The sequence below is a fragment of the Campylobacter sp. MG1 genome, assembly GCF_026616895.1.
Classification (GTDB): Bacteria; Campylobacterota; Campylobacteria; order Campylobacterales; family Campylobacteraceae; genus Campylobacter_E.
On sequence record NZ_JANYME010000011.1, the window covers coordinates 20,556 to 43,402 of the forward strand.

General features: G+C 25.4%; 17 protein-coding genes. 7 read left to right on the forward strand and 10 right to left on the reverse strand.

Translation table 11 applies throughout. The features are described from left to right. The first annotated feature begins 28 nt into the window (after nt 1-28). Genes glmM through hemJ form a run of 3 tightly spaced genes read left to right on the forward strand, consistent with a single transcriptional unit; the run spans nt 29 to nt 2,237 of the window. On the forward strand, nt 29-1,351 hold the full coding sequence (glmM, locus tag NY022_RS08330; protein ID WP_267525218.1) for a phosphoglucosamine mutase: 1,323 nt from the start codon (nt 29-31) through the stop codon (nt 1,349-1,351). Continuing rightward, a complete protein-coding gene (lspA, locus tag NY022_RS08335) occupies nt 1,318-1,791 on the forward strand; it encodes a signal peptidase II (protein WP_267525219.1) in 474 nt (157 codons plus the stop codon). Before glmM ends, lspA begins: the two co-directional genes overlap by 34 nt. A 2-nt stretch (nt 1,792-1,793) precedes the next feature. Continuing rightward, nucleotides 1,794-2,237 (forward strand): protoporphyrinogen oxidase HemJ, encoded by a 444-nt coding sequence (hemJ, locus tag NY022_RS08340; RefSeq protein WP_267525221.1) that lies wholly within the window; start codon nt 1,794-1,796, stop codon nt 2,235-2,237. A gap of 26 nt (nt 2,238-2,263) precedes the next feature. Here hemJ and NY022_RS08345 read toward each other — a convergent pair whose 3' ends face one another. From NY022_RS08345 to NY022_RS08365, 5 genes are read right to left on the reverse strand one after another with little or no spacing between them, the layout of a single operon-like run. Then, nucleotides 2,264-2,695, reverse strand: a complete 432-nt coding sequence (locus NY022_RS08345; RefSeq protein WP_267525222.1) for a DUF4149 domain-containing protein — start codon at nt 2,693-2,695, stop codon at nt 2,264-2,266. Further along, nucleotides 2,682-3,485: a HemK/PrmC family methyltransferase gene (locus NY022_RS08350; protein ID WP_267525224.1), complete on the reverse strand. Its 804-nt coding sequence runs from the start codon at nt 3,483-3,485 to the stop codon at nt 2,682-2,684. The genes NY022_RS08345 and NY022_RS08350 overlap by 14 nt, the downstream gene beginning before the upstream one ends. Then, nucleotides 3,469-4,656 carry a M48 family metallopeptidase gene (locus NY022_RS08355; RefSeq protein WP_267525225.1) on the reverse strand — a complete coding sequence of 396 codons (1,188 nt, stop codon included), beginning with the start codon at nt 4,654-4,656 and terminating at the stop codon, nt 3,469-3,471. The genes NY022_RS08350 and NY022_RS08355 overlap by 17 nt, the downstream gene beginning before the upstream one ends. Further along, the gene (gene abc-f, locus NY022_RS08360) at nt 4,643-6,580 is read right to left on the reverse strand and encodes a ribosomal protection-like ABC-F family protein (protein WP_267525227.1); all 1,938 of its coding nucleotides are present in this window, start codon (nt 6,578-6,580) and stop codon (nt 4,643-4,645) included. Before abc-f ends, NY022_RS08355 begins: the two co-directional genes overlap by 14 nt. Before the next feature lie 50 nt (nt 6,581-6,630). Continuing rightward, nucleotides 6,631-7,200 (reverse strand): YceI family protein, encoded by a 570-nt coding sequence (locus tag NY022_RS08365; protein WP_267525229.1) that lies wholly within the window; start codon nt 7,198-7,200, stop codon nt 6,631-6,633. Between the two features lie 122 nt (nt 7,201-7,322). Between NY022_RS08365 and NY022_RS08370 the strand changes: the two genes are divergently transcribed. Next, the gene (locus NY022_RS08370; protein WP_267525231.1) at nt 7,323-7,964 is read left to right on the forward strand and encodes a hypothetical protein; all 642 of its coding nucleotides are present in this window, start codon (nt 7,323-7,325) and stop codon (nt 7,962-7,964) included. Nucleotides 7,965-7,976: 12 nt separating this feature from the next. Here the strand turns inward: NY022_RS08370 and NY022_RS08375 are convergent, their stop codons facing one another. From NY022_RS08375 to NY022_RS08390, 4 genes are all read right to left on the reverse strand, one after another. Then, a complete protein-coding gene (locus tag NY022_RS08375; RefSeq protein ID WP_267525233.1) occupies nt 7,977-8,273 on the reverse strand; it encodes a metal-sulfur cluster assembly factor in 297 nt (98 codons plus the stop codon). After that, complete coding sequence (locus NY022_RS08380) at nt 8,254-9,402, reverse strand: hypothetical protein (protein WP_267525235.1); 1,149 nt, start codon at nt 9,400-9,402, stop codon at nt 8,254-8,256. Before NY022_RS08380 ends, NY022_RS08375 begins: the two co-directional genes overlap by 20 nt. Nucleotides 9,403-9,412: 10 nt before the next feature. Next, entirely contained in the window at nt 9,413-9,733 is a 321-nt protein-coding gene (locus NY022_RS08385; RefSeq protein ID WP_267525237.1) for a hypothetical protein, read from the reverse strand. A gap of 716 nt (nt 9,734-10,449) precedes the next feature. After that, complete coding sequence (locus NY022_RS08390; protein WP_267525239.1) at nt 10,450-10,668, reverse strand: hypothetical protein; 219 nt, start codon at nt 10,666-10,668, stop codon at nt 10,450-10,452. 316 nt (nt 10,669-10,984) lie between these two features. Between NY022_RS08390 and NY022_RS08395 the strand changes: the two genes are divergently transcribed. The 3 genes from NY022_RS08395 (at nt 10,985) to NY022_RS08405 (ending at nt 13,205) form a co-directional block, all read left to right on the forward strand. After that, nucleotides 10,985-11,311, forward strand: a complete 327-nt coding sequence (locus NY022_RS08395; protein ID WP_267525241.1) for a hypothetical protein — start codon at nt 10,985-10,987, stop codon at nt 11,309-11,311. Nucleotides 11,312-11,381: 70 nt separating this feature from the next. Then, nucleotides 11,382-12,611, forward strand: coding sequence for a hypothetical protein (locus NY022_RS08400; protein WP_267525244.1), 1,230 nt, complete (start codon nt 11,382-11,384; stop codon nt 12,609-12,611). Nucleotides 12,612-12,623: 12 nt separating this feature from the next. Then, entirely contained in the window at nt 12,624-13,205 is a 582-nt protein-coding gene (locus tag NY022_RS08405; RefSeq protein WP_267525245.1) for a hypothetical protein, read from the forward strand. Between the two features lie 118 nt (nt 13,206-13,323). Here NY022_RS08405 and NY022_RS08410 read toward each other — a convergent pair whose 3' ends face one another. Then, on the reverse strand, nt 13,324-22,809 hold the full coding sequence (locus tag NY022_RS08410; protein ID WP_267525248.1) for an SNF2-related protein: 9,486 nt from the start codon (nt 22,807-22,809) through the stop codon (nt 13,324-13,326). Nucleotides 22,810-22,847 lie beyond the last annotated feature (38 nt).

Consider the following 22,847-nt stretch of genomic DNA (forward strand, 5'->3'; position numbering starts at 1 on the left):
AATTAAAATCATACTGAAAGGCAAAAAAATGATATTTGGAACAGATGGAATTAGAGGTTTTGCAGGTAATGATTTAAGTGCTTTTAAAGCCCTTAAAGCTGCTATGGCTATTGGAATTTTTTTTAAAAATAAAGCATTAACAAAAAAAGTAATAGTTGGAAAAGATACTAGAAGAAGTGGTTATATGATAGAAAATGCAATCGTTAGTGGTCTTAATGCAGTAGGTTTTAATGTATTGCAAATTGGCCCTATGCCTACACCTGCTGTTGCTTTTTTAAGTCAAGATTTAAGATGTGATTTTGCTATTATGATAAGTGCTTCTCATAATCCTTATTATGATAATGGTATTAAAGTATTTGATGCTAATGGATTTAAATTAAGCGAAAGCGAAGAATTTGAAATAGATAGAATATTTAATGATGATAATTTAATTAATTCGCATCTTGTAATAAAGGATAAAATCGGCTCTGCAAAAAGAATTGATGATGTAATAGGTAGATATATAGTTCATATTAAAAATTCTTTTCCAAAAGATACAACCTTAAAAAACCTTAGAATTGTTTTAGATTGTGCAAATGGAGCGGCTTATAAGGTTGCACCTGCTGTCTTTTCTGAATTAGGAGCTGATGTTATAACATTAGCTTGTGAGCCAAATGGAATAAATATTAATGATAATTGTGGAGCACTTCATCCAAATATGTTAGCTAAAGAAGTAAAAAGATTAAGAGCTGATATTGGGTTTGCTTTTGATGGAGATGCTGATAGATTGGTTGTGGTTGATGAAAATGGAGAAATCATTAATGGAGATATTTTATTAGGGGTTTTAGCAAAAGCTTTAAAAGATAATAATAATTTAAGCGGTGTTGCAATTAGTAAAATGAGCAATATGGGATTTTTAAATTATCTTAAAAAACATGATATTTCTTATGTTACAACCGATGTTGGAGATAAATATATTCTACACGCAATGCAAGATAAAAATTATAATTTTGGTGGAGAGCAAAGCGGACATATAATTTTTAGCGATTACGCAAAAACTGGCGATGGTGTAGTAGCAGCACTTCAAGTAGCAAAATTATTATTAAATAAAAAAGCTAGCGAGATTTTTAGCGAAATTAAATTATTTCCACAAAGCTTAACAAACCTAAAAATCACAGAAAAAAAACCTTTAGATAAATTAGAAGGCATAGATAACTTATATGAAAAATTAAATAAAAATAATGTGAATTATTTATTTAGATATTCAGGAACTGAAAATTTAATGAGAATATTACTTGAATGTGAAAATGAAAAAACCTTAAAAAATATGGAAAATGAATGTATAAAATACTTTCAAAGTGTGCTAGTATGAGAAAAAAAATTATCATCTCAAGTCTTATAATAGCCATTGTAATAATCTTGGATAGACTTAGTAAAAATATATTTTTAGCAGGTTATGAATGGCATTTTACCCCTATTAGTTTTTATTTAGTTTTTAATGATGGGGTTGCTTTTTCAATGCTAAGTTTTTTACAAGAATATCTAAAATATATTCAAATAATATTACTTTTTGTAGCTAGTATTTTTTTATTAAAAGAAAAAAGATTTTTAAACGATAATTACTATGCATTAGCCTTTATTTTTGCTGGAGGCATAAGCAATATTTATGATAGGTTTTTATATCCTGGAGTTATTGATTTTATAGCTTGGCATTATTGGTTTAACTTCGCTGTTTTCAATATTGCTGATGTTTGTATTAACTTTGGTGTGTTTATAATAATCTTAAAAGAAATTTTTAAAAAAAGGAATTAAGTATGGAATTTTTATCTGAACATTATCAATGGATTAAATGGTTGCACTATTTAGCATTTATTTCTTGGATGGCGACTTTGTTTTATTTACCACGCCTTTATGTATATCATCAAGAACATTCGCACAAAAAAGAATTTGTTGAAGTTGTAAAAATTCAAGAAGATAAATTGTTTTATTTTATAGGACAACCTTCTATGATAATTACCGTAATTACAGGAATTTTAATGATTATTTCAAACCAAGCCTTACTTCAAGCTGGTTATTTTCATTTAAAATTGCTTTGTGCTATTTTACTTTTCATATATCATTTTGATTGCTTAAGATATCTTAAACAACTAAAAAATGATACCTGTAAAAAAAGTGGTAAATTTTTTAGAGCTTATAATGAAGTACCTACCATAATAATGATAGGTATAATTACTGCTATGATTATTTTACCATATTAATTTTGTAGTCAATTTTGACTACAAAATTATTTATTTTTATAAAAAAATAAAATTAATTGAAAAAACACAATAATCTTAAATATTAATTCACTACCATTATGTAAATTTGAAAAATTATCGCTTTTAGTAGCAATATCGCCTAAACTTTGTAAATTTAAAATTTGCTGTGTGTAATAAAATATAAAAACTAACGCTAAAATAAAAACAAAAGCACTTAACAAAATTTTAATTATTTTCTTATTTTTTAACTCGTAAATAAAATTAATTATGCAAGTTATAAGTAACAAATAATTAAATTTTACAAACACTTGTGTCATCAAAAGTCCGCTTTGAAAGTGACTTAAAATCCCATCTCCAATAATTGCACTAGGATAAAAAATAATAGGAGCAACAACAATTCCTATGAATAATTCTACAAAAATTATTCCAGCTAATAAAAAATCATTAATTTTTTTCATAATCTAACCTTTCTGCTATAAAAACTCTATCAAAACCATTTAAATCTTTATAAAAACTAGCCTTAAAATTCTTTTCTTTTAGATAATCATTTAGGATTTCTTTTTGATCATATCCAAATTCGCACATTAAAAATCTCACATTTTCTAGATAACATTTATCAATTATTTTAAATAATATCTCATATCCTTTTTTACCACCAAAAAGCGCTGTTTTAGGCTCTTTTAATACTGATTTATCTAAATTATATTCGGTGCTAATATATGGAGGATTTGAGATAATTAGTTCATAGTCTTTAAAATTAACTTTCATAAAATCGCTAATAAAAAAATCACAATTTACATTATGCAATTTAGCATTTTCATTGGCTAGTTTTAAGGCTAATTTGTTTATATCACAGGCTTTTATATTTGCTTTTGTAAATAATTTTAAAAATATACTAATAATTCCACTTCCAAAACCTATTTCAAAAATATTTTTTATATTATTTTGATTTATTAGATTTATTGCTAAATCTATTAGTATTTCAGTATCATTTCTAGGAATTAACACTCCTTTAGCACATTTAAATTCTAAATCTTTTATATAAGTTTTTGAGAATATGTATTGCAATGGAGTGCCGTTTTTGTATTCGTTTGCAATCCTTAAAAGTTTAATTTTATCGCTTGGATTTATCACATTTGCCCTTGCGACTGAATACTCAAGCATTGAATATGAAAAATACTCCATTATAATTTGTCTTGCAATTACTTCATTGCTTAGGGCTTTTAATTCGTTAAATGTGGCTATCATTTAATGCACTTATTCTTCTACTTAAACTCGGATGAGTTTTATAAATCATTTCATAAATAGCGTTATGATCTAGCAAGGCTTTATTATGAATAGCTAATACCTTTAAAGCACTTATCATATCGTTTTTGCTAGTTTTTATTGCTCCGTGTTTATCTGCACTAAATTCATTTTTTCTTGATAAAGAATTTAAAATAGGACTTAAAATAAACGAAATTGCCGAGCCTACCATAATAAAAGCAAACAACGGACTAGATACAAAGCCTTCTAAATTAAATTGATTTTCAAAAAAACTTGAAAAATATCCAAAAAACGCAAAGGTAATTAATAGATTTAAACCACTTATAAAAAGCATTTTTAAAATATCTTTATGTTTAAAATGCCCTAATTCGTGAGCTAATACGGCAAGTAATTCATCTTTACTCATAGCATTGATTAAAGTATCATAAAGAACTACTTTTTTTGCTCCAAACATACCCGCAAAATAAGCATTAAGTCTAGTATCATTTTTACTAGCGTCCATACTAAATACCCCATTACTTTTAAAGCCACATTCATCTAATAATTTTGCAATATCATCTCTTAATTCACCTTCTACAGGGCTTAATTTATTAAACAATGGAACTATAAAATTAGGATAAATAACCATAGCTAAAAGACTAAAAATAAATAAAATAATAAAGCCACCTATCCACCAAAACTCGCCTAATTTAGCAATAGCAAAAAGCAAAATATAAACTAAAGCTCCACCTATAATTACTAATAAGATTAATGATTTTAAAAGGTCTTTAAAATACATTTTAGGAGTTTTTTTATTAAAGCCGTGCTTGGTATCAACAACCATAGTTTTATAATAATCTAAGCAAGTTAGAATGCAAGAATTTATAATAAAATACAATAAAACTAAAATAGTATTATCAAGCAGTGAATTAGGCTCAAAATGAACCTTTAATACATTAAATAACACCAATATAAATACGCAATTTAAAATAAGTGCTAAAAAATTATTTAGTATTGAAAATTTATGCTCAACTATGGCTATATTTTTAAATTCTATAAATTGTTCATCACTTAAAAAACCTTTATTTGTTTTTGTTTTAATATGATTTATTTCAAGTAATTTAAGTATTGTTTCAATCACAAAAATTACACTAATTATACTAATTATCAACATTTTCTAACCTTTCTGTAAGTTCTAAAACTTCGTAATACTCATTTTCTAAAAGCTCTAATTCCTGATTTAAATTCTCAAGTCTTTCATTAAGAGCCAATATCCCATATTTTTCATATTTTGCAGGGTCGCTTAAGTATTCATTTAATAATCTAATTTCTTTTTCAATCTCTTCAATCTTAGCTGGGTGTTCTTCTAGGATTTTATTTTGTTTATAGCTTAATTTTACGCTTTTTTTACGCTCAACTTTTACTGGTTTTTCTTTATCATTTTCTATTTCACTATTTAACTCGCTTAATTCATCGTTTAATTCTAAAAGTTCACTAAATTTCATAGTTTCAATTTCAATTGATTGATTTGAAAAGGCAAAAAGCTTAGTAGCAAGTCTATCTGTAAAATATCTATCATGACTTACAAATATCAAAGCACCTTTAAAATCCATTAAATACTGCTCTAAAATATTAATCGTAGCAATATCTAAATCATTAGTAGGTTCATCTAAAATTAATACTTCATAATCTTTTGTAAAAAGTTTTGCTAAAGCCACCCTACTTTTTTCGCCACCACTAAGTGAGCCGATTTTATAAGTAAGTTGTTCTTTAGGAAATAAAAAATGCTTTAAATATCCATATACATGCATATTAGAGCCTTTCACATTGATAGTATCACCGCCATTTGGACAAAAATACTCAATCAAAGTTTCATCATCTTTTAAATCGCTTTTTTTCTGGTCAAAATATCCTATATTTATCTCACCTTTTTTTATAAAACCACTGCTAGGGCGAAGTTTTTCAAGTAGAATTTGTAAAAAGCTAGATTTTCCACAGCCGTTTTTGCCTACAATTGCTATTTTTTCACCTTGCAAAATCCTTGCACTAAATGGCTTAAATAATAATTTTTCGCCTAGTGTTAGGCTAATATCGTGTAATTCAAAAAGCATTTTTTTCTTATTTGCTATGAGTGGATTTGATTTTATATCACTTGCACGGGCAAGCTCAACTCTTAGTCTATTCAAAATACTAGGATTTTTTTTAGCCTCTTCACGCATTTTAAAAATACGCTCTTTTCTGCCTTCGTTTCGCTTAAGCCTTGCTTTTACCCCACGACGCAGCCATTCTTCTTCGCTTTTTAATTGTTTTACTAAGGTTTCATAGCTTTTATTAAGGCTTTCTAGTAATCTTGCCTTAGCTTGTAAATAATTTGAATACCCACCTTCAAATTCTCTTAATTTTGCATCTTCTATTTCTACGCATTTACTTGCAATATTGTCTATAAAATATCTATCGTGACTTATAAAAATAACACATTTTTTACTAGCTTTTAACATATCTTCAAGGTATTTACACATAGTTACATCTAAGTGGTTCGTAGGCTCATCTAAAATCAAAACATCAGGAGATTTAAGCAACATACAAGCAAGGCTTAATCTTCTTAATTCCCCACCACTAAGACTTGCTAGATTTCTATTTATAAAATTACTTAATTCAAATTCTTTTAAAGCTCTATTTATTTTACTATCAATACTCCAAGCGTCCTTGCTCTCTATTAAATCAAATAAAATTTGTTGTTTTTGTAATAATTCTTTATCATTTGGATTAGTTGATAGTTTAGAATTAATCTCATTATATTCGCTTAAAGCATTAAAAATATCGCCTAATTCTAATTTAATATATTCATCTACGCTAAGATTATAATCTATATTAATGCTTTGAGAAAGCATAGAAAAATTTATGCTTGAATTAATCAACACCCTACCATTATCAGGTTCTATTTCTTTAGTAATTATTTTTAAAAATGTAGATTTGCCCTGCCCGTTTTTACCTATTATTGCGATTTTTTCGCCATCGTTTATACTAAAATTTACATTTTTTAAAATAACTTTTTCGCCGTAAGCTTTATCAATATCAATACAATCTATTAAAATCAATTTAAATAATCCTTAAGTTTTTTAAAGGCTAGTATTCTAGCCTTTAAAGATTATTTAACATCTACATCAAAATAAATTTCAACTTCTTCGTGAGTTTTCTTTCCGTGAAGTGCCGAGATTTGTTTATCAGTTGACAAAGCTATGAAAGATTTTTCAGTGTTAAAATCAGTTCTCATATTAATCTCACCTTTAACTACAAGTTTTCCATCACTAACCTTATAAGTCATAGGAATTTCTTTTGTAATTTTATTAAATGTTATAACTCCGGTAGCTGTTCCTTCATTATCATCGCCTTTTACATCTTTTAAACTAGCTTCAATTTTGCTATCTTCTAAATTAGCTATGTATGTTCTATGAATATTTTTTTCGCGAATTTTGTCATTTGTATTTTCATTAGCAAAATCCATAGTAGCAATTACACCTTCTAAAATTTCAACCACACTACCCTCATTTTTTGCAAATTTAAAAGTAGCTCCATCAATAACACCATTAACACCTAATTTTTTTTCTAATTTAAAACCAGTAAAGTGAGCTTTAACACTAGCTTCATCAATAGTAATCGCATAAGCACTTGACCCTAAAATAGCCATAGCAACTAATGAAGATAAAATCTTTTTCATTTTTAATCCTTTATAATAATTTTAAGAATTATATTATAACCAAATTTATTAATCATTATCAGTTTGCTGTAAATTTAATCTACTAAATTAAAATAATATAATGAATTATTTAAGGAGAATTTATGTTTAAAAAAATTAAAAAAATAGCTTTTATCTTATTTATTAGCACAAATTTATTTGCATTAACTGAAGGCAAAGAATATGAAGTTTTAAAAAAACCTATTGCAAATTCAGATAACAGCATTACCGAGATATGGTCTTATCAATGTTCTCATTGTTACAAACATCAAATAGCAAAAACAGTGCAAGAATTAGCAAATATTTCTAATGATGTAAAAATAAATATGATGATGGTAAAAACTTGGGGTAAATTTGGTAAAGAAATGGCGAATTTATTAGCATATGCACAATATCAAGATGAAAAAAATAATATAAAATTATATGATGAAAATAGTTTATATCATAATATAAGCAAAATTTATTTTGTTGATGTATTTAAAAATAAACAAACTTGGGATAATAATGCTGATAATTTTTATAAAAGTGGGCTTAAACTATTAGGAATTTCAAAAAGACAATTAAATAAATTTATAGAAAGCCCAGAAGGTCAATATTTATTGCAATCAACTGATATTGCTGATATTATAGCCGACAAAACAGGGACACCTAGCTTTATCGTAAATGGCAAATATTTAATAAAATTAGAAAATTTACAATCTATGCAAGATTTAATAAATGTGGCAAAAGAACTAATAAATAAATAGCACTTAGAAGTGCTATTTACCAAGCCCTAAAGAACTTTTGACCTCATCGCTAGCCATTTCTATACTCCAAGCAGGCTCAAACACTAAATCAATATCAACACTATCTATTCCATCTACACTTAAAACAGAGTCTTTTACCCAAGTTATCAGTAAATCATGCATAGGACAAGATTTAGTAGATAAGGTCATAGTGATTTTACAATATGAATTATCAATTTGTATATCATAAATAAGCCCTAAAGCTAAAATATCAAAACCCACTTCAGGGTCAATTACATTTGAAATTGCATTAATTACTTGCTTTTTCATTCTTTGCTCCTTTGTAATTTATATAAGTAAAAAAATTGATTACATTAATTAAAAGACCTATATTTAACGCTATATATAAATAAATTGATGAACTAAAATAAAGAGAAATTACTAAGCATATATTAATTAGCATAGTAAAAAAAGCTGCTTTTTTAATCACCATATCATCTAATAAAGGGACTTTTATTTTTCCGATTAATTTTGAAATAAAATGAAACCATATTAAAAATGGCAAAATCTTATAAATATGTGCGATTATAAAAGGTAAAATCGTTGCAAAAATTAATAATTTAATAGCTAAAGCATAGTCTAAAACATAAAATTCTCTCATCGCTAAAAACGAGCCAATACAAGCAAAAACAATATTTAAATTCCAATAATCTTTAGCCTTTCTTGTTCGTATTTTAAGTATATATAAACACCAAAACACAAAACAAGCTAGGGAAAAAATCGCTATACTTTTATGAAAAAATGCTAAAAAATACGCCGCTAAACTAAGCCATAATAAATAATTTTTATGCTTATGAGTTAGTGCAAACATTGGCAATAATACACTAGCAGCACCTATACAAATAAACAAAATAAAACCTAACATAAAATATATATGAAGATGAAGAATTAGTTCATAATCTAAATATATAAGCCCGTTTAAAATAAGCGCAATTAAACCAGCACAAACTAAGCCTAATGCTAAAAAAACAACCCCACAAAATAAAGCACTTTTAGCAATATTATTAAAATCAAAAAATGATATTAAAAACAGCACAATAAAATAAAAAACACTTAAAATCATAGCAAATACGCTATATTTTAGTAATTCCAAATCATAATTTAAAAACGAATACATAATAAAGGCTAAAGAGATATTACAAATAAAACTCACAAAAAATACACCTTTTATACTAAAGAATGCTTTTTCATAAATTACCGAGCTTAATTGATAAAGGCTACCTATTATTATATTTAAAGCAAATCCAGCAAAAAAACAATGTAAAAACGCTTTAAATTGATAACTCTCAAAATCATAATTTGAATAAGAAAATAAAAACATAAAAGCTAATAAATAGCAAAATGCAAATATAAAATAAATAGCCACCACTTTAAATGGTGGTGCGAATGCGTTTAACATAATTTAACCCTTATGGATGGTCTTTACAAGCTTCATCAAAATTGCTATGCTCTTTAATTTTAGTAAATACTAGCCAAAAAAGTCCATCTTTTTGTGTAGTTTGAATATCATAATATGGCTTCACGCTAGGAAGTAAGCCTAAAGGATTTTTATGATTTAGCATAATTAATTTTTGATTAGGCTTTAAATTATTTAAGCCAACTCTAGCATTTATCATAGGTTCAGGTGGCATACACTGACTACTATCAAAAGCTAAATATTCATCATTCTCATAAAACTCAACCGTAGCATTTGCTAAACTAACTTTTTTCCAAAATTTAAAATCAAACATTTTTTCTCCTTTTTTCTCACTATTCTAAAAAAGTTTAAAAATTTTGACTTTGACTTAAGTCAATTTGAAGTTCAAAAAAAGAAAAATTAAATACTTAAATAAATTTTTTAAAAAAAACTTTTATAAATTATTTTTTTTAAAACTTTTTATAATCTAAAAATATTAAATATTTTTTAAACAATACAAAAGCTAAAGATTAAAATATTTTTTAGAAAAAATTAGAATTTTCAAAAAAATACTAAAGAATTACCTAAAAACATAGCAAAAATCGGCGAAAACTTCTAATTTTAAAGCAAATAAACCATAAAAAATATTAAAAATTTTTCTAGTGGGGGCGGCTAATTTTTAAAATTTTAAAAAATAAAGTGTGGTGAGTTTATAAGCAGTGCAAGTTTATAATGCCTTTAGATTTTTTTGGATTGTGCTTTATTTAGAAACTTTTTAAAGTTCTAAGTAAAGCGATTACAAGAATTAAAAATAAAATATATTCTATCATCCTTAATTCACCATATCTTTCCATCCAATAAAAAACAAAATGTAAAAATAATTTTTAAAAAATCATCTTTAATTTTTAACTCTAACGAAAGACACAAGTATTTTACCATATTTTCCTTAAAAAAATTTTAAATAATTAATCATTTGTTAATTATTTTATGCTATGCGTGGGGTAGCGAATTCAAATTTATTAAAATATAAATTGAATTCAAGATTATTTATTATTTTATTTTTTCAATTTCAAAAACTTTATTTTTTATATACTCATAGCTTTTTGCTTTTTCGTAATTATCAAACCACGAAACAACCCAATTTGGTGGGGTTTTATCTTTTCTATTCCAGTTGTAAATCGTACCGACAGGTGTATCTATTAACTTTGAAAAATCATCTAAATTAAGTCCATTTTTTTTAAGTCTATCGTTAAATTCTTTTTGCGTCATATTTTCTCCTTTTAAAAAATTATCGTAGATAGTAGCATCTTTATATATATTTGTCAAATAATCAAAAAAAATAAAAATATTTTGATGAAAAATCTATAATTTAAGTTTAATTTAAGAATATTATGTTACATTTCGTTTAATTTGTTTTAAAATCAATAATTTATAAAATAATTTGATTAATTAACAAATATATACCAACGAAAGGAGACTAATCAAATGCCATAAAGAAAACAAAAAAAGATTTTTTAAAAATCAAGGATAAAAAATAAGTTGCTTTTTTAAAGCTAAAAAATAAAAAACTAAAAAAGGATAAAAAATGATTAATTACTTAGATAGAACAAGAGTAAATGTAGAAACAAGACTAGCAAATGAGATAAAAAGAGAATTAGTAAATAAAGGTGCTAAAAGCAAAGTAGCTAAAAAATTCTTAGGATTTTTTACTCAAAATAAATTAAACATTTGCGAGTATCAAAAAGCAAATGGATTTAGCCTACACCAAGTATTAAAAGCCGAAAAGCTAGTTAGCACCGATTTAATGGTGATTTTTAGTGATGAGATATTTATTAACAATATCTCATCTTTAAAAGAAAACGAAAACATAGAAAATTATATGTTTTCAGCAATTAAAAGGCTTTTTGCTTAATAGCCTTTTAGCCCTTGTAGTGAGCAAGGGCTTTTATTTTAAGCAAAAATTATAAATGAAAGGATAAAAAATGAACACACAAGAGATTTTAAACAAATATTCAAATGAAACAAATATAAAAAAGATAAGCTTAGATGAGATTATAATTCTTATAAAAGCTAATAAATTTAACGATATTTATTTTAAGCTTAATGATAAGACAAAACTAGATAAATACGATATTTTAGATAATGATTTAAGCGAACAAATACTTAATGATGAAAACTTGCATCAAAGACTTTTTTACTTAAAAATAAGACTTAATTTTAATGATGATTTAGCACAAGATTTATTAAATAAAAATTATTGTTATATTCAAACATTTAGTAGCGTATTACAAATTAAGTTTAAAGATTTTATATTGCAAAATCCACAAAATATAGGATTTAGATACTTATGCGATGAGTTAAAATATGATTTTGATTTTCTTACAAAATATATAAAATCAAAAAAAGATGATTTAAATAATGATATAAATTATAAAGATAATATAAAAAAACAAAACAATTATTTTAATTTAGCACTAAACCATTTTAAGCCAAATCAAGCTTACAATAAAAAGCTTTTAGAATGCTTTACAAATAATGATATAGAATTATTTAAATATAATTTAGATAGATTTAAATTAAAGGATACTTTTACATTAAAAGACGCTTTAAATGATATTAAAAAATATAAAAAAATACTTTTAAACGATAAAAATAACCTAAAACAAAACTATATTAATTTTTGTCTTAATGAGATAAATACTCTTAATGATGATGAGTTTAAGACTTTTATTGAAAATTATTCATTTGTATTAAAAACATTAGAAAAATTAATAAAGGATTTTAATTTTACAAAAAGATTTATAAAATTAAAAGAATATTTTTCAATATTTTTAGATTATTTAGATAATAATAATAAAAATATAAAACTAACTTTTAATAACGAACAAGCAAAAGAATTAATAAGCATAAACGAAAAAGTAACAAATATCATTAATGTAATAGATGATGAAGAAGATATATTAATAAGTTTTGCAAATACTTCAAGTTATATTAAAGCAAAATATAACAAATTTAATAAAAATATAAGCGAGTTAATAAGCATAGCTTACACAAATGATTTAATACAAAATCCTATTTATTCTAATATAGATGAGAGATTAAATATAGCTAGTTTAATAATTAATGATAACACAGCTACATTTTTAAGATACAACGATACTACAAAAACAACCGAAAAAGAAGTTTATTCTTTTAACAAATTAGCACAATAAAAAGGAGAAAAAATGATAAATATAAAAACAAGAGAAAAATATAACTTTAAAAATATATATGATAATAAATATTCATTATTTTCATTATCAAATCAAATAAAAGATTACGCTTTAGATGATTATGTTTTTTGTGATAAATTTTTAAATGATAATGATTTTTTAGGTGTAATGAGTATTAATGAGATTTTAAAAATTTGCGATGAAAAAAATATTACTTATTATAATTTAAAAACAATCTTAGATGATTTTTTCTATGATTATCCAAACAATGAAAAAACAAAAGAAAAATATAAAGACTTAAAATGCTTAGATATTATTTTAGATTATGCAAATGAGTGTTTTGATAATGCTTATTTAAAATATGAAGAATGCAATGAAAGTATTTATGCAACATATTTTATTTTAAGTTTAAATAAAATTGAACTAAAAGAATATTTAATTAATATTAAAAATATTAGCATTTTAGTAGAAGCAATAAAATATGATATTTATTTTAAAAATCTATTTAATAGCATAATTAACCAATTAAGTAAAAAAGAATTAGAACAATTAATAAATAATAATAATTATGAATATTTAAATTTATTTTTATAAAAAATACTTTTTATTAAAAATATATTTAAATTATTAAATATTAATTTAAAATTATTAAGTTATTTTAAATTAAATATAAAATATTTTTGCTAGAGTTTTATACTCTAGCATTAATTTTTTATTCTAAAAAATCCTTTATTTTTAAATCTTTAAAATATTTAGCATAAAAAACATCATCTTTTAAAAAGCTAGTTAAATACGCTTTAACATAATATTGATAATCTTGCAATGCTTGATAATTATCATCATAATGCTTTATTTTTGCCTTATTTAAATCTAAATAATTATTTATAAAATCATCTATATTTTTATTGAATTTATCAAAATCTTTATAATAATCAATTTTTAGCATATTTTTAAGCTTAGTAATAGCACCTTTTTGCTTTTCATCTTTTACTAATTTTGCAAATTCTAAAATCAATTTTTCTTTTTTATCTTTACTTATTTTTTCTTGTGGTATTAAAAAATCATCATAAATATATTCTCTTACAAAATCATCATTTTTGCTAGGTAATAATCTAAAATCAATCATCACATTTTTATCACTTAATACTTCACTTAATTTTTGATATACTCTTTCTTCATTATCATAATGTGATATAAAACCTCTTTCTTTTAATTTATCAAAATCAAGGTTTTTTATTAAACTTCTACTTATTTCTTTTTTATTAGCTATTTCTTTATCTAATCCACCAGCTTTGAAAAAATTAAACAATATTTCTTCTTTTTCATCATCACTTAATCTTTTTACTATATCAATTTTTTTATCATTTAATCTAGCGTCTTTTATTTGTTTTCTTAATAAAATTTCATTTACATCATCAATACTAAAATCATTTTCTTTAGCTAAAGAAAAAATCTCATCTTTTGTATTTGCATTTTTAAAATCTACATTTTTATAAAGTTCATTAGTGTTTTCTTTAATTTCATAACTTGCTATTTCATTACCCTTTTGTTCTTTTGCAAGTCTTACTTTTTCTTTTATCTCAAAATCAAGTTTAGCAATATCATCATTTAATTTAATTATCAAATCATCATCATTAAATACTTGCACTTTATATTCTTTTGCTTCGTTGATTTTTTTAAGTGCATTGTATTTTATCTCGCCTTGTTCTTTTAAAACATCACTAAACTTAGCAAAACTATTTTTTAATCTTTGTAAAATATTTGTATTATCATCTAAACTAAACTCTTTTACTAAATCAAATCTTGTATCAACTCCATCAATTTTATCATATATAAAAAGCTCATATTTATTAAAGCTTTTTCTTTGATAATTCACATAAACTCCATCATAGCTTAGTAAAAAATCGTGTGAGTGTTGATTAGTCCTTAAATGCTCTTTTATAAGCTTATTTGTATCTGCATTTTTAGGATATTCTTTACCACCGATTACTACATTCTCGCTTTCTTTTATATCAAGGCTTTTTATTAGCTTTTGCGTTTTATTTGCTTTGCTAAAAAGTGCTTGATTTTTACTTAACATTTGCTCGTTATTGTGATTTTCAGCTTCAATTGCTGCTTTATTCTCTATTAATTTAGCTCTTTGTTTCATTAGCTCGTGCATTTTAGTTGCTAATTCATTACCATTTGCCAAATTAGACATTGTTTCAAATGGTATATCTCCTGCAAAATTTTCAGCACTATTTAAATTGCTATCTTTTGCAAAAAAGGTTCTAGCAATATTTTGCTTATGCTTTAATATATCATAAACTTTAGCATCAAAACTCTCTTCTAAAACATAGTTATAACTTTTTACACTAAAATTATCATATATCTTATTTAGCTCATTTCCTTGCCTTTCAGCTCTGCCTAGTGCTTGCATATAATCAGCTGCGTTCCAAGGTGCGTCTATATTATGAAGTGCTACTATGCGTTTTTGCACATTCACTCCAGCTCCAAGTTTTTGTCTTGAGCCAATTAAAACCCTAACTTCTCCATTCTGCATTTTTTCTAAAGCTTTTGCTATTTCTTCATTTCTTTTATTCTCATTTGTGATTTTATCAAAATCTCTAATATTTACGATTTCGCTTTCTTTAAACTCACCACTTTTTATTAATTTTTCTCTTATCTCATCTTGCATAGCATTTGATTTGTCTAAAAACACAATTTGAGTTCCCTTGTCCTTTTGCCATTCTTTTGCATTACTAATTATATTTTTTACTGCCGTATTTATTTTACTATTTTCATCATCTAAACTACCACCATTAAGTCTTATATCAATACTATCATTCATTCTAGCTGCATTTAATTCTCCATTAGCTGCAAGTTTTCTAGCATATATTTTATCACTTGAAAAAGTGCCTTCATATTTTTCGCTTAGTCTATTTTCATCATACATTTTTTTATAGTGTTCTAATCCTGCTAATGCGTGATTATTACTATTATTTAAATCATCATAAAACTTAGCATATAATCTATTTCTAGCTTTGTGTTCGTCTGTAGGCTTAATAGCTACTTCAATATGCTCTATTTTAGGTGCAAGACTTCTTAGTTTTTCGTGTGCTATTAAATCTCCATTCTTAGCACGAAGTTCCCAAATTTCTTTAAGCTCTTTATTACTCATATAATCCATTACATTAAAAAGCATATTTTTAAGAGTTTTAATATTTACAATATCAGTTATTCTAGTAGCTTCTACTAGCTCATTTTTTGCATTAGGCTCTAGCACTGTTTCAATTTTTGCGTGTGCATTTATAAAATCATCAAGTGAGTGTATGTTATAAGCTTTTAGTTCATCAGGTTTTAGCATTCTCATATATGAATATAGCTCTGTTATACTGTTGCTTAGTGGTGTGCCTGTAGAAAAAACAATTCTTTTATCATTATCTCTTAAAAAGCTAGTTTTTATATACATATCATAAGCTATATCACTTGCATCATTTGCACCAAGTCCTTTTAAGTTTTTAAAACTTGAATAAAAGCTCATATTCTTAAACTTATGTGCTTCATCTACAAAAAGTGCATCTATACCTAAATCATCAAAAAACACATTATCTTTTTCTTTATTTGCAATTTCAAGTCTATTTTTTAACTTGTTTTGGGCGTTTTCTAGTCTTGTTGTTAGATTTTTAATGTTTATATTATCATTATCTTTTGCTTTAATTCTTTTTATCGTGCTTTCTAGTTCATCTATTTCATTTCTTATAAAATTAGCTTCATATTCAGTATTTATTTTTATATTTTTAAAATTATCGTGGCTTATGATACATACATCAAAATCATTGTATTTCATCATATTAAGAGTTCTTAAACGATTTGCTTTATCAAATTTATCTATCATTAAGATTTTGCTATTTGGATATAAGAATTTAAACTCATTAGCAAATTGACCTACGACAGCCTTTGGCGTTATTATCATACTTCTATTTGCTTTGCCAACTTCTTTAAGTTTCATAACACTACTTGCAATACTCATAGTTTTACCTAAGCCCATTTCGTGAGCTATGAAAGTTGCTTTATTATCAAGAACCCTTGCAACTGCGTTTTTTTGGTGTTCGTATAAAGATATATCAGCATTCATACCTTGGATACTAATATGTGAGTTTTCATAAGATTTGTTTATCTTTGCATTTAATTTATATACACTTTCTTCAATTTCATTTGCATAATTACTTCTTACATAATTATCAAATTTAAGCTTAATATCGTTTATAATGCCTTTTAAGGCTTGTGTGCCTTTATCACTAATTACTAGCTTTTTGTCTATATATTTTTGAGCTACGATTTGTTTATTATTTAAAATAATATCAGCAAAATCACTAATATCATAAGTTTTATATAAATCATCTACTACTAATTTATGCTCTCCTAATTCACTAAAAATAATATCTATTTTACTCGTATTTGGCTCTTTAATAATATCTTTTATATTAGCCTTATATGTATCACTAAAAAAATCTTTTATATATTTTTCTTTTATGATATTTGAACTCATAGAAAAGCTAATATCATCTATTTTAATTCTTTCAGGTAAAGCGTTTTCTAGTTTTTCAAGTGTTTTTAATTGATATTCATCTAAGTTTTTTGCATTTTTAAATTCTGCTATTTTTTCTAATAAATCTCCACTTAAAAGCTCATTTGTATCTACTAATTCGCCTTTATGATTTTTAAGCACTAATTCTTTATCTAAAAGCTCTTTTTCAATCTCGCTAACACTAAATTTATTATCTAGCAACTCGCTTAAGCTTTTTGAATTAAATGCGTAGTTTTTGTTTTGATTATAATAAAATGCGTCAGTTATGCTTTCAGGCTTACTTTCTGCTTTTATAGGATTAAACACCCTTTTATTAAAAATATCATTTTTATAGTATTTTTTAGTTTTTTCATCGTATCTAATTAATGCTTTTAGCTCATATGCATATGCGTCGTTTTCAAGTCCGTATTTTAAAGCGTGTGAATTAAATATATTATCATTTTTTAGCTTTTTTGCTAAGGTATCATAATCTTTATTTAATTTAGCTCTTAGCAAATTAATAGTATCTAATTTAGCATCACTTAGCTCTGCTTCTCTTAAAGAATTTAGCGTAGTTCTTAAAGCTTTTATTTGTGGATAAAGTTCAATGAATTTTTTATAAGCTCCTTTTCTTGTCTTATCAAGTTCATTTAAATTTATTTCGCTATCATTAAAATATACTTTATTATCCTTTACATAAATTTCTCCAGCTCTTATTTCATCAGCGTTTTTATTGTAATATTCTCTAGCTTTTAGTAGTGGTTGGTCTAATTCTTTATTTATAATAGGATTTTTTTCATATTCATAGATTTTAATATCATCTAAATTAATCTTTATATCATCATTTGCATAAGCTTTGTCTAATGCTCCACCATTAAAAATATCTTCTAATTTACCATATTGATTTGTTTTTTGTGATTTTGTTGCACCTAATAAATTTTGTGGATATTTTTCATAAAAATTATTTAGCATTACATCTATATTTTGCCCTGTGCCTTTTTTAAGAAAAATAATATCAGTATTAATATCTGTATCTTTAAAAGCTTTATTAGGCACTTTTATCATCGTAATAAAATCAGCGTTTTTGTGAAGAAACTCTTTCATAGCATTATCCATATTACCAACGAATGAATGAGTTATTATCATTCCTAAAACGCCGTTTTCATTTAAATCATCTATCATCTTTTTAGTAAATGCGTTGTGTATATTTAGCTCTTCGTTTTTATAAAAAGTTTTTATATTACCATATGGTGGATTTGCTAAGATGAAATTAGCTTTAGCACTTGTTTTTATATAATCATCATTTATTAGTTTTGATGATGGGTAAAGCTGCTTTGTAAATCTTGCTATTAGTGAATTTAGTTCAACTAGATTAAAATTATACTCACTTTTACCTCTTACAAATGCACCAAGCCCAACGCTAGGCTCAAGGATTAAATCACCTTTAGCTAAGCCTTGTTTTTTCATTATCTCATACATATTATTTACAAGACTTGTAGGTGTAAAATATGCATCTAGCGTAGCTCTTTTTAATTGTTCTATCTCGCTATCATCTAAAAACTCTCTTAACTCTTTTAGATATTTACTATCATCGCTAAATACTTTTTGTGCGTCTTTGCCAAATCCACTAAAACTAGCTAACAATCTTTGTTCTTCTTCATTAGCAATTCTACCTGTACTTTCAAGCTCTTTTAATAGCTTTAAGCTTTGTATATTTGTATTAATATTTGCTTTATCAATACTACCATTGTAATTTTTAGTAGCTTCGCTTAAACTTCTTTGCTCTTTTGCTTCTTTTATACTCTCATTTAATATTTTTTCATCACTTAAATCTTTAGCTACCTTTTGATTAGCTTTTTTAGTAGCTAAATGATTAATCGTTTCTTTTTTAATTAACTTAACACCTGTGATAATATTCTTTTCGCTTCTTGCATATTGTTGTCGTATTCTGCTATCTCGTTCAAATCTATTAGTATCAATAAGCGTTTCAAATCGCTCATTATCATTTGTCTGTAATTCTCCTGTTTTTGCGTATGTTGTGGTGGATAAATCTCTTCTGTTATCACTTGCCAATTCTGTGTTATCGTATCTAGTATTATCCATAGTTTTTTCTGCATTAACGCTATTAACATCTCGTTTTGTTGATAATCCAGCCAAGTCGGTATCAGGTAATTGCTTAGATACTTTATCTGCCAATCGTTCATCTTGATTTTCTCGTATTCTAGTATCTGTCTTAGTAAGCTCTCTTCTTCTATCCCTGACAAATTCACCTCCAAGCTCTCCTGCTCTTCTTTCGTTAGGGACAATATTACTTCCCTTAATGCCATTATCTTGCGATAATTCGTTAAATCCACCATCTCCACTGAATTTAGCACCTTTTGAATTTGTTCTATCATCTAAATAACTCCTTTTATAAAATTCTTCTTCATTATCATTTATTTTATTTATATATTTCTTAAAATCCATTTTAAATATTTCATTATTAGCTCCTAAGCTACCTAATTCATCAAATGGTCTTAAGGTCATTTTATTAGCTTCTTCTTTAGTATAGCCTGCATCCATCAAATCAGCTTTATTTGAATTAGGTGTAACACTATCTAAATCTATTTCACGCTCTTTTACTTTTCTTGGTGTTCCTTTTTCGCTCTCTTTTATGATTTCATCTTTAATATCCACCATTTTTTGAGTATCATCTACCATCTCTTTTAAAATACTTGCATAGGCTAATTTGCTATCTTTTGCCAAGTTATAGCTCATTCTTAGGTAGTCGTTAAAATCATTTATGCTTTTAGAATGTTTAATGCCTTGCAGGATATGATATTGAAACGACGCTTTTTTACCACTATCAGTCCAAAACATATATTTTTTTAAGCTCTGCATAAAAAGATTTGAAAGCATTGTAAAAAATCTTGTTATTACATTTTGGCTAATACCTTGTGATAATTGCTCGGTAGCATCTTTACCAATAGCTTTTAAAATTTTTATATCATTTGCAAAAAACTTAGAATATGTATCAATTAACTCCACCATATCTTTGCTAGTTTGCGATAAAAAGTTATATCCTTTTAAACCATCTGCGATTTTGCCATAATCATAACTTACAATTTCGCTTAATCTTTGTGTATGGATTTTCTTATTAATATTTCTTTCTATTATAGAAAACTCTATTTTAGCTCTTTTACTATCACTTAGTTTTGATATAAACTTATGAAAATAATTCTCGCCACTTTCATCTCTAATATCATCTTTTAATAATTTTTCATAAGCATTTAAAAAGGCGTTGTTATCTAATAATCTTTTATCTAAAGTTTCTTGTAAGCCTATCGTATCATCTAATAAGACTGATTTATAGAAGTGATAATCATCATTTACAGCTCTAAATTCTTTTGCTAATTCTTTATGCCCGTTTTTTTCAAGCTTTTCTAAATAATCATATATTTTACTATCTAAAATATCTTTTAAGGCTTTATAATCTTTCTTTAAAGCACCTTTGTTTGTATTTGAATAATAATAACTATAAAGCTCTTTTCTAATTTCTATTAGTTCATTAGCATTAAAGCTTTTTAGATTATGTTTATCATCAAAAACGATATTTTCAAATCCCCTAAAAAACTTTTCTCTTTTTTGTCTGCTTGTTAAATGTGCGACATTTGTATCGCTTTCTAAAAAATTATTTAATAACTTTGAAAATTCTTTAATATCTACTTTATGATTTTCATTTTTGTCAATTTTCTTTATTTTTTCATAGATATTTGCATAGTTATTTTTAATCTCATCAATATTTTTAAATATGATTTTGCTTATTTCTTCTTCACTTACATTATCTTTTATTTGTCCCATAAAACTATGAAAAGCTCTTGTATGAGCTCCTATGATATTTTTTTCTAAAAGTGGTGCATAGCTTATGTTTTTCTGCACTGCTTCTATTAGATTATCTGCACCTTGTTCGCTAACTAATGCCTTTAATAGCATTTCTTTTTGTGATTTTGTAATCTCTTCTTGAGCAAAACGATTAGCTATTACTCCTACTACTTTATCTGCAAATTTTTCTCTTACTTCGTGATTATGTTTTATTTCACTTAAATCAGCAAATTTATATTTTTCATTTGCATTAAGTAATACTTCATATACATCATCTTCTATTTGCAAACCTTTAGTGTAATTTTCTGCTGCTCCAATACCTTGACCACCTATAAATTTACTCGCTCGTTTTTTTGCATTAGTAGGTATTATTTTACCTATGGTCATATTAAAACCTTTTGAAATTAGTTTTGGTGTATTTAATACTCCTAAAGCACCTATATCAGCAACCGCAGAAAAAACGGCTGCTTCTTTTGCTTTTTTTAATGCTTCATCCCAATTGCCATCTACACCTAATTCATTGACATTTTTATAATAATCAACTATAGAACCACCACTAGCAGCTAAAGCAGCCGCTGTGATTGAACCTGCTAATTCTGCAGCTAAAGTTGAGCCAAGCCTTGCTCCTAAAGTATTTTTAGCAATAATTCCGCCACCTAAGGCACCTGCAGCAGTTAGAGTTGTTTCAAATGGTGCAGCTTTTAAATCAGACCATATACTATTGCTATCTCCAAGAAATATCTTTTTACCTGTAATATTATCAATCGCATAATAATTTTTACCATCTTGAGTAATTTGGCTATTATAGTTTTTGTTAAAATATGAATTAACTTGAGCTTTTACTACAGCAGTCTTGTCTAACAATTCAGCTTTATCATTGTTATCTCCTATTGCTGCTTTTATAATATCTGAATAATCAGTATATAAATGATTAGCCTTTGCTGCTATATCATTAAACTTATTATTGACTTCATTTAACGCTAACATTCTATCTAATATAAAATTATCAAGGGGCTTGATTTTTTCTTGTTTTAGGGCTTGATTTTCAATGTAATCAAAATAAGCTTCTGAATTAAAATCATTTTTATCTATTTTATAATGAGCAAATAAGCCATCATCTTCTAAATCTTGCATACCTTGATTTGTAAAATCATTTATTTGTTTTACTACATTATTTGCATATGTAACAACATCTTCTCCTTTGTTAAATTGTCTATAATTTTTAACTAATTTATTTATGAAACTATCGCTTTTTATTTTAGTATTTTGCTTAATCTCATTAGCATAAAAATCAACTTCTTCTCTTTCTTTTTTAGTTATATCATTAATATAACCTGCAATATCACTTTGATTATCTTTTGCTATTTCATTTAAAGTTTTCATTTCATTTATATTATTAGGCATCTTAGTTTTATCATTAAGTGCTTGTCCTATTTTTTGCATAGGCGTTTGCATAGTTGTTTGAGCTTGTGTTGGCTCTTGCATAGGCGTTTGCGTAGGTGCTTGTTGTATATTTTCTTGCGTTGTTGTATTAGCGTTTAAATTTTGTTTTAAATCATCATTATTTTGTATTGTGTTAGTGCTATTTTGTGTAATATTTTGTGTATTATTTTGTGTAATATTTTGTGTATTAACTACATTTTTTAAATACTCATTATCACTTGTATCAATATCATTTATCACATTTTGCACTTGATTACTTAAATTATAACTTTGTGCTTTATTTATTAAATCATTTTTTATAGTTGGATTTTCATCTAAAAATTTTATCAATTCATCATTATTCACATAAACTCCTTTTAATTAAATTAAAAAGAGTTTAGCTA

Coding starts and splice junctions, on each gene's coding strand:
- glmM (WP_267525218.1), top strand. CDS start 29: ATGATATTTGGAACAGATGGAATTAGAGGTTTTGCAGGTAATGATTTA.
- lspA (WP_267525219.1), top strand. CDS start 1,318: ATGTATAAAATACTTTCAAAGTGTGCTAGTATGAGAAAAAAAATTATC.
- hemJ (WP_267525221.1), top strand. CDS start 1,794: ATGGAATTTTTATCTGAACATTATCAATGGATTAAATGGTTGCACTAT.
- NY022_RS08345 (WP_267525222.1), bottom strand. CDS start 2,695: ATGAAAAAAATTAATGATTTTTTATTAGCTGGAATAATTTTTGTAGAA.
- NY022_RS08350 (WP_267525224.1), bottom strand. CDS start 3,485: ATGATAGCCACATTTAACGAATTAAAAGCCCTAAGCAATGAAGTAATT.
- NY022_RS08355 (WP_267525225.1), bottom strand. CDS start 4,656: ATGTTGATAATTAGTATAATTAGTGTAATTTTTGTGATTGAAACAATA.
- NY022_RS08365 (WP_267525229.1), bottom strand. CDS start 7,200: ATGAAAAAGATTTTATCTTCATTAGTTGCTATGGCTATTTTAGGGTCA.
- NY022_RS08370 (WP_267525231.1), top strand. CDS start 7,323: ATGTTTAAAAAAATTAAAAAAATAGCTTTTATCTTATTTATTAGCACA.
- NY022_RS08375 (WP_267525233.1), bottom strand. CDS start 8,273: ATGAAAAAGCAAGTAATTAATGCAATTTCAAATGTAATTGACCCTGAA.
- NY022_RS08380 (WP_267525235.1), bottom strand. CDS start 9,402: ATGTTAAACGCATTCGCACCACCATTTAAAGTGGTGGCTATTTATTTT.
- NY022_RS08385 (WP_267525237.1), bottom strand. CDS start 9,733: ATGTTTGATTTTAAATTTTGGAAAAAAGTTAGTTTAGCAAATGCTACG.
- NY022_RS08390 (WP_267525239.1), bottom strand. CDS start 10,668: ATGACGCAAAAAGAATTTAACGATAGACTTAAAAAAAATGGACTTAAT.
- NY022_RS08395 (WP_267525241.1), top strand. CDS start 10,985: ATGATTAATTACTTAGATAGAACAAGAGTAAATGTAGAAACAAGACTA.
- NY022_RS08400 (WP_267525244.1), top strand. CDS start 11,382: ATGAACACACAAGAGATTTTAAACAAATATTCAAATGAAACAAATATA.
- NY022_RS08405 (WP_267525245.1), top strand. CDS start 12,624: ATGATAAATATAAAAACAAGAGAAAAATATAACTTTAAAAATATATAT.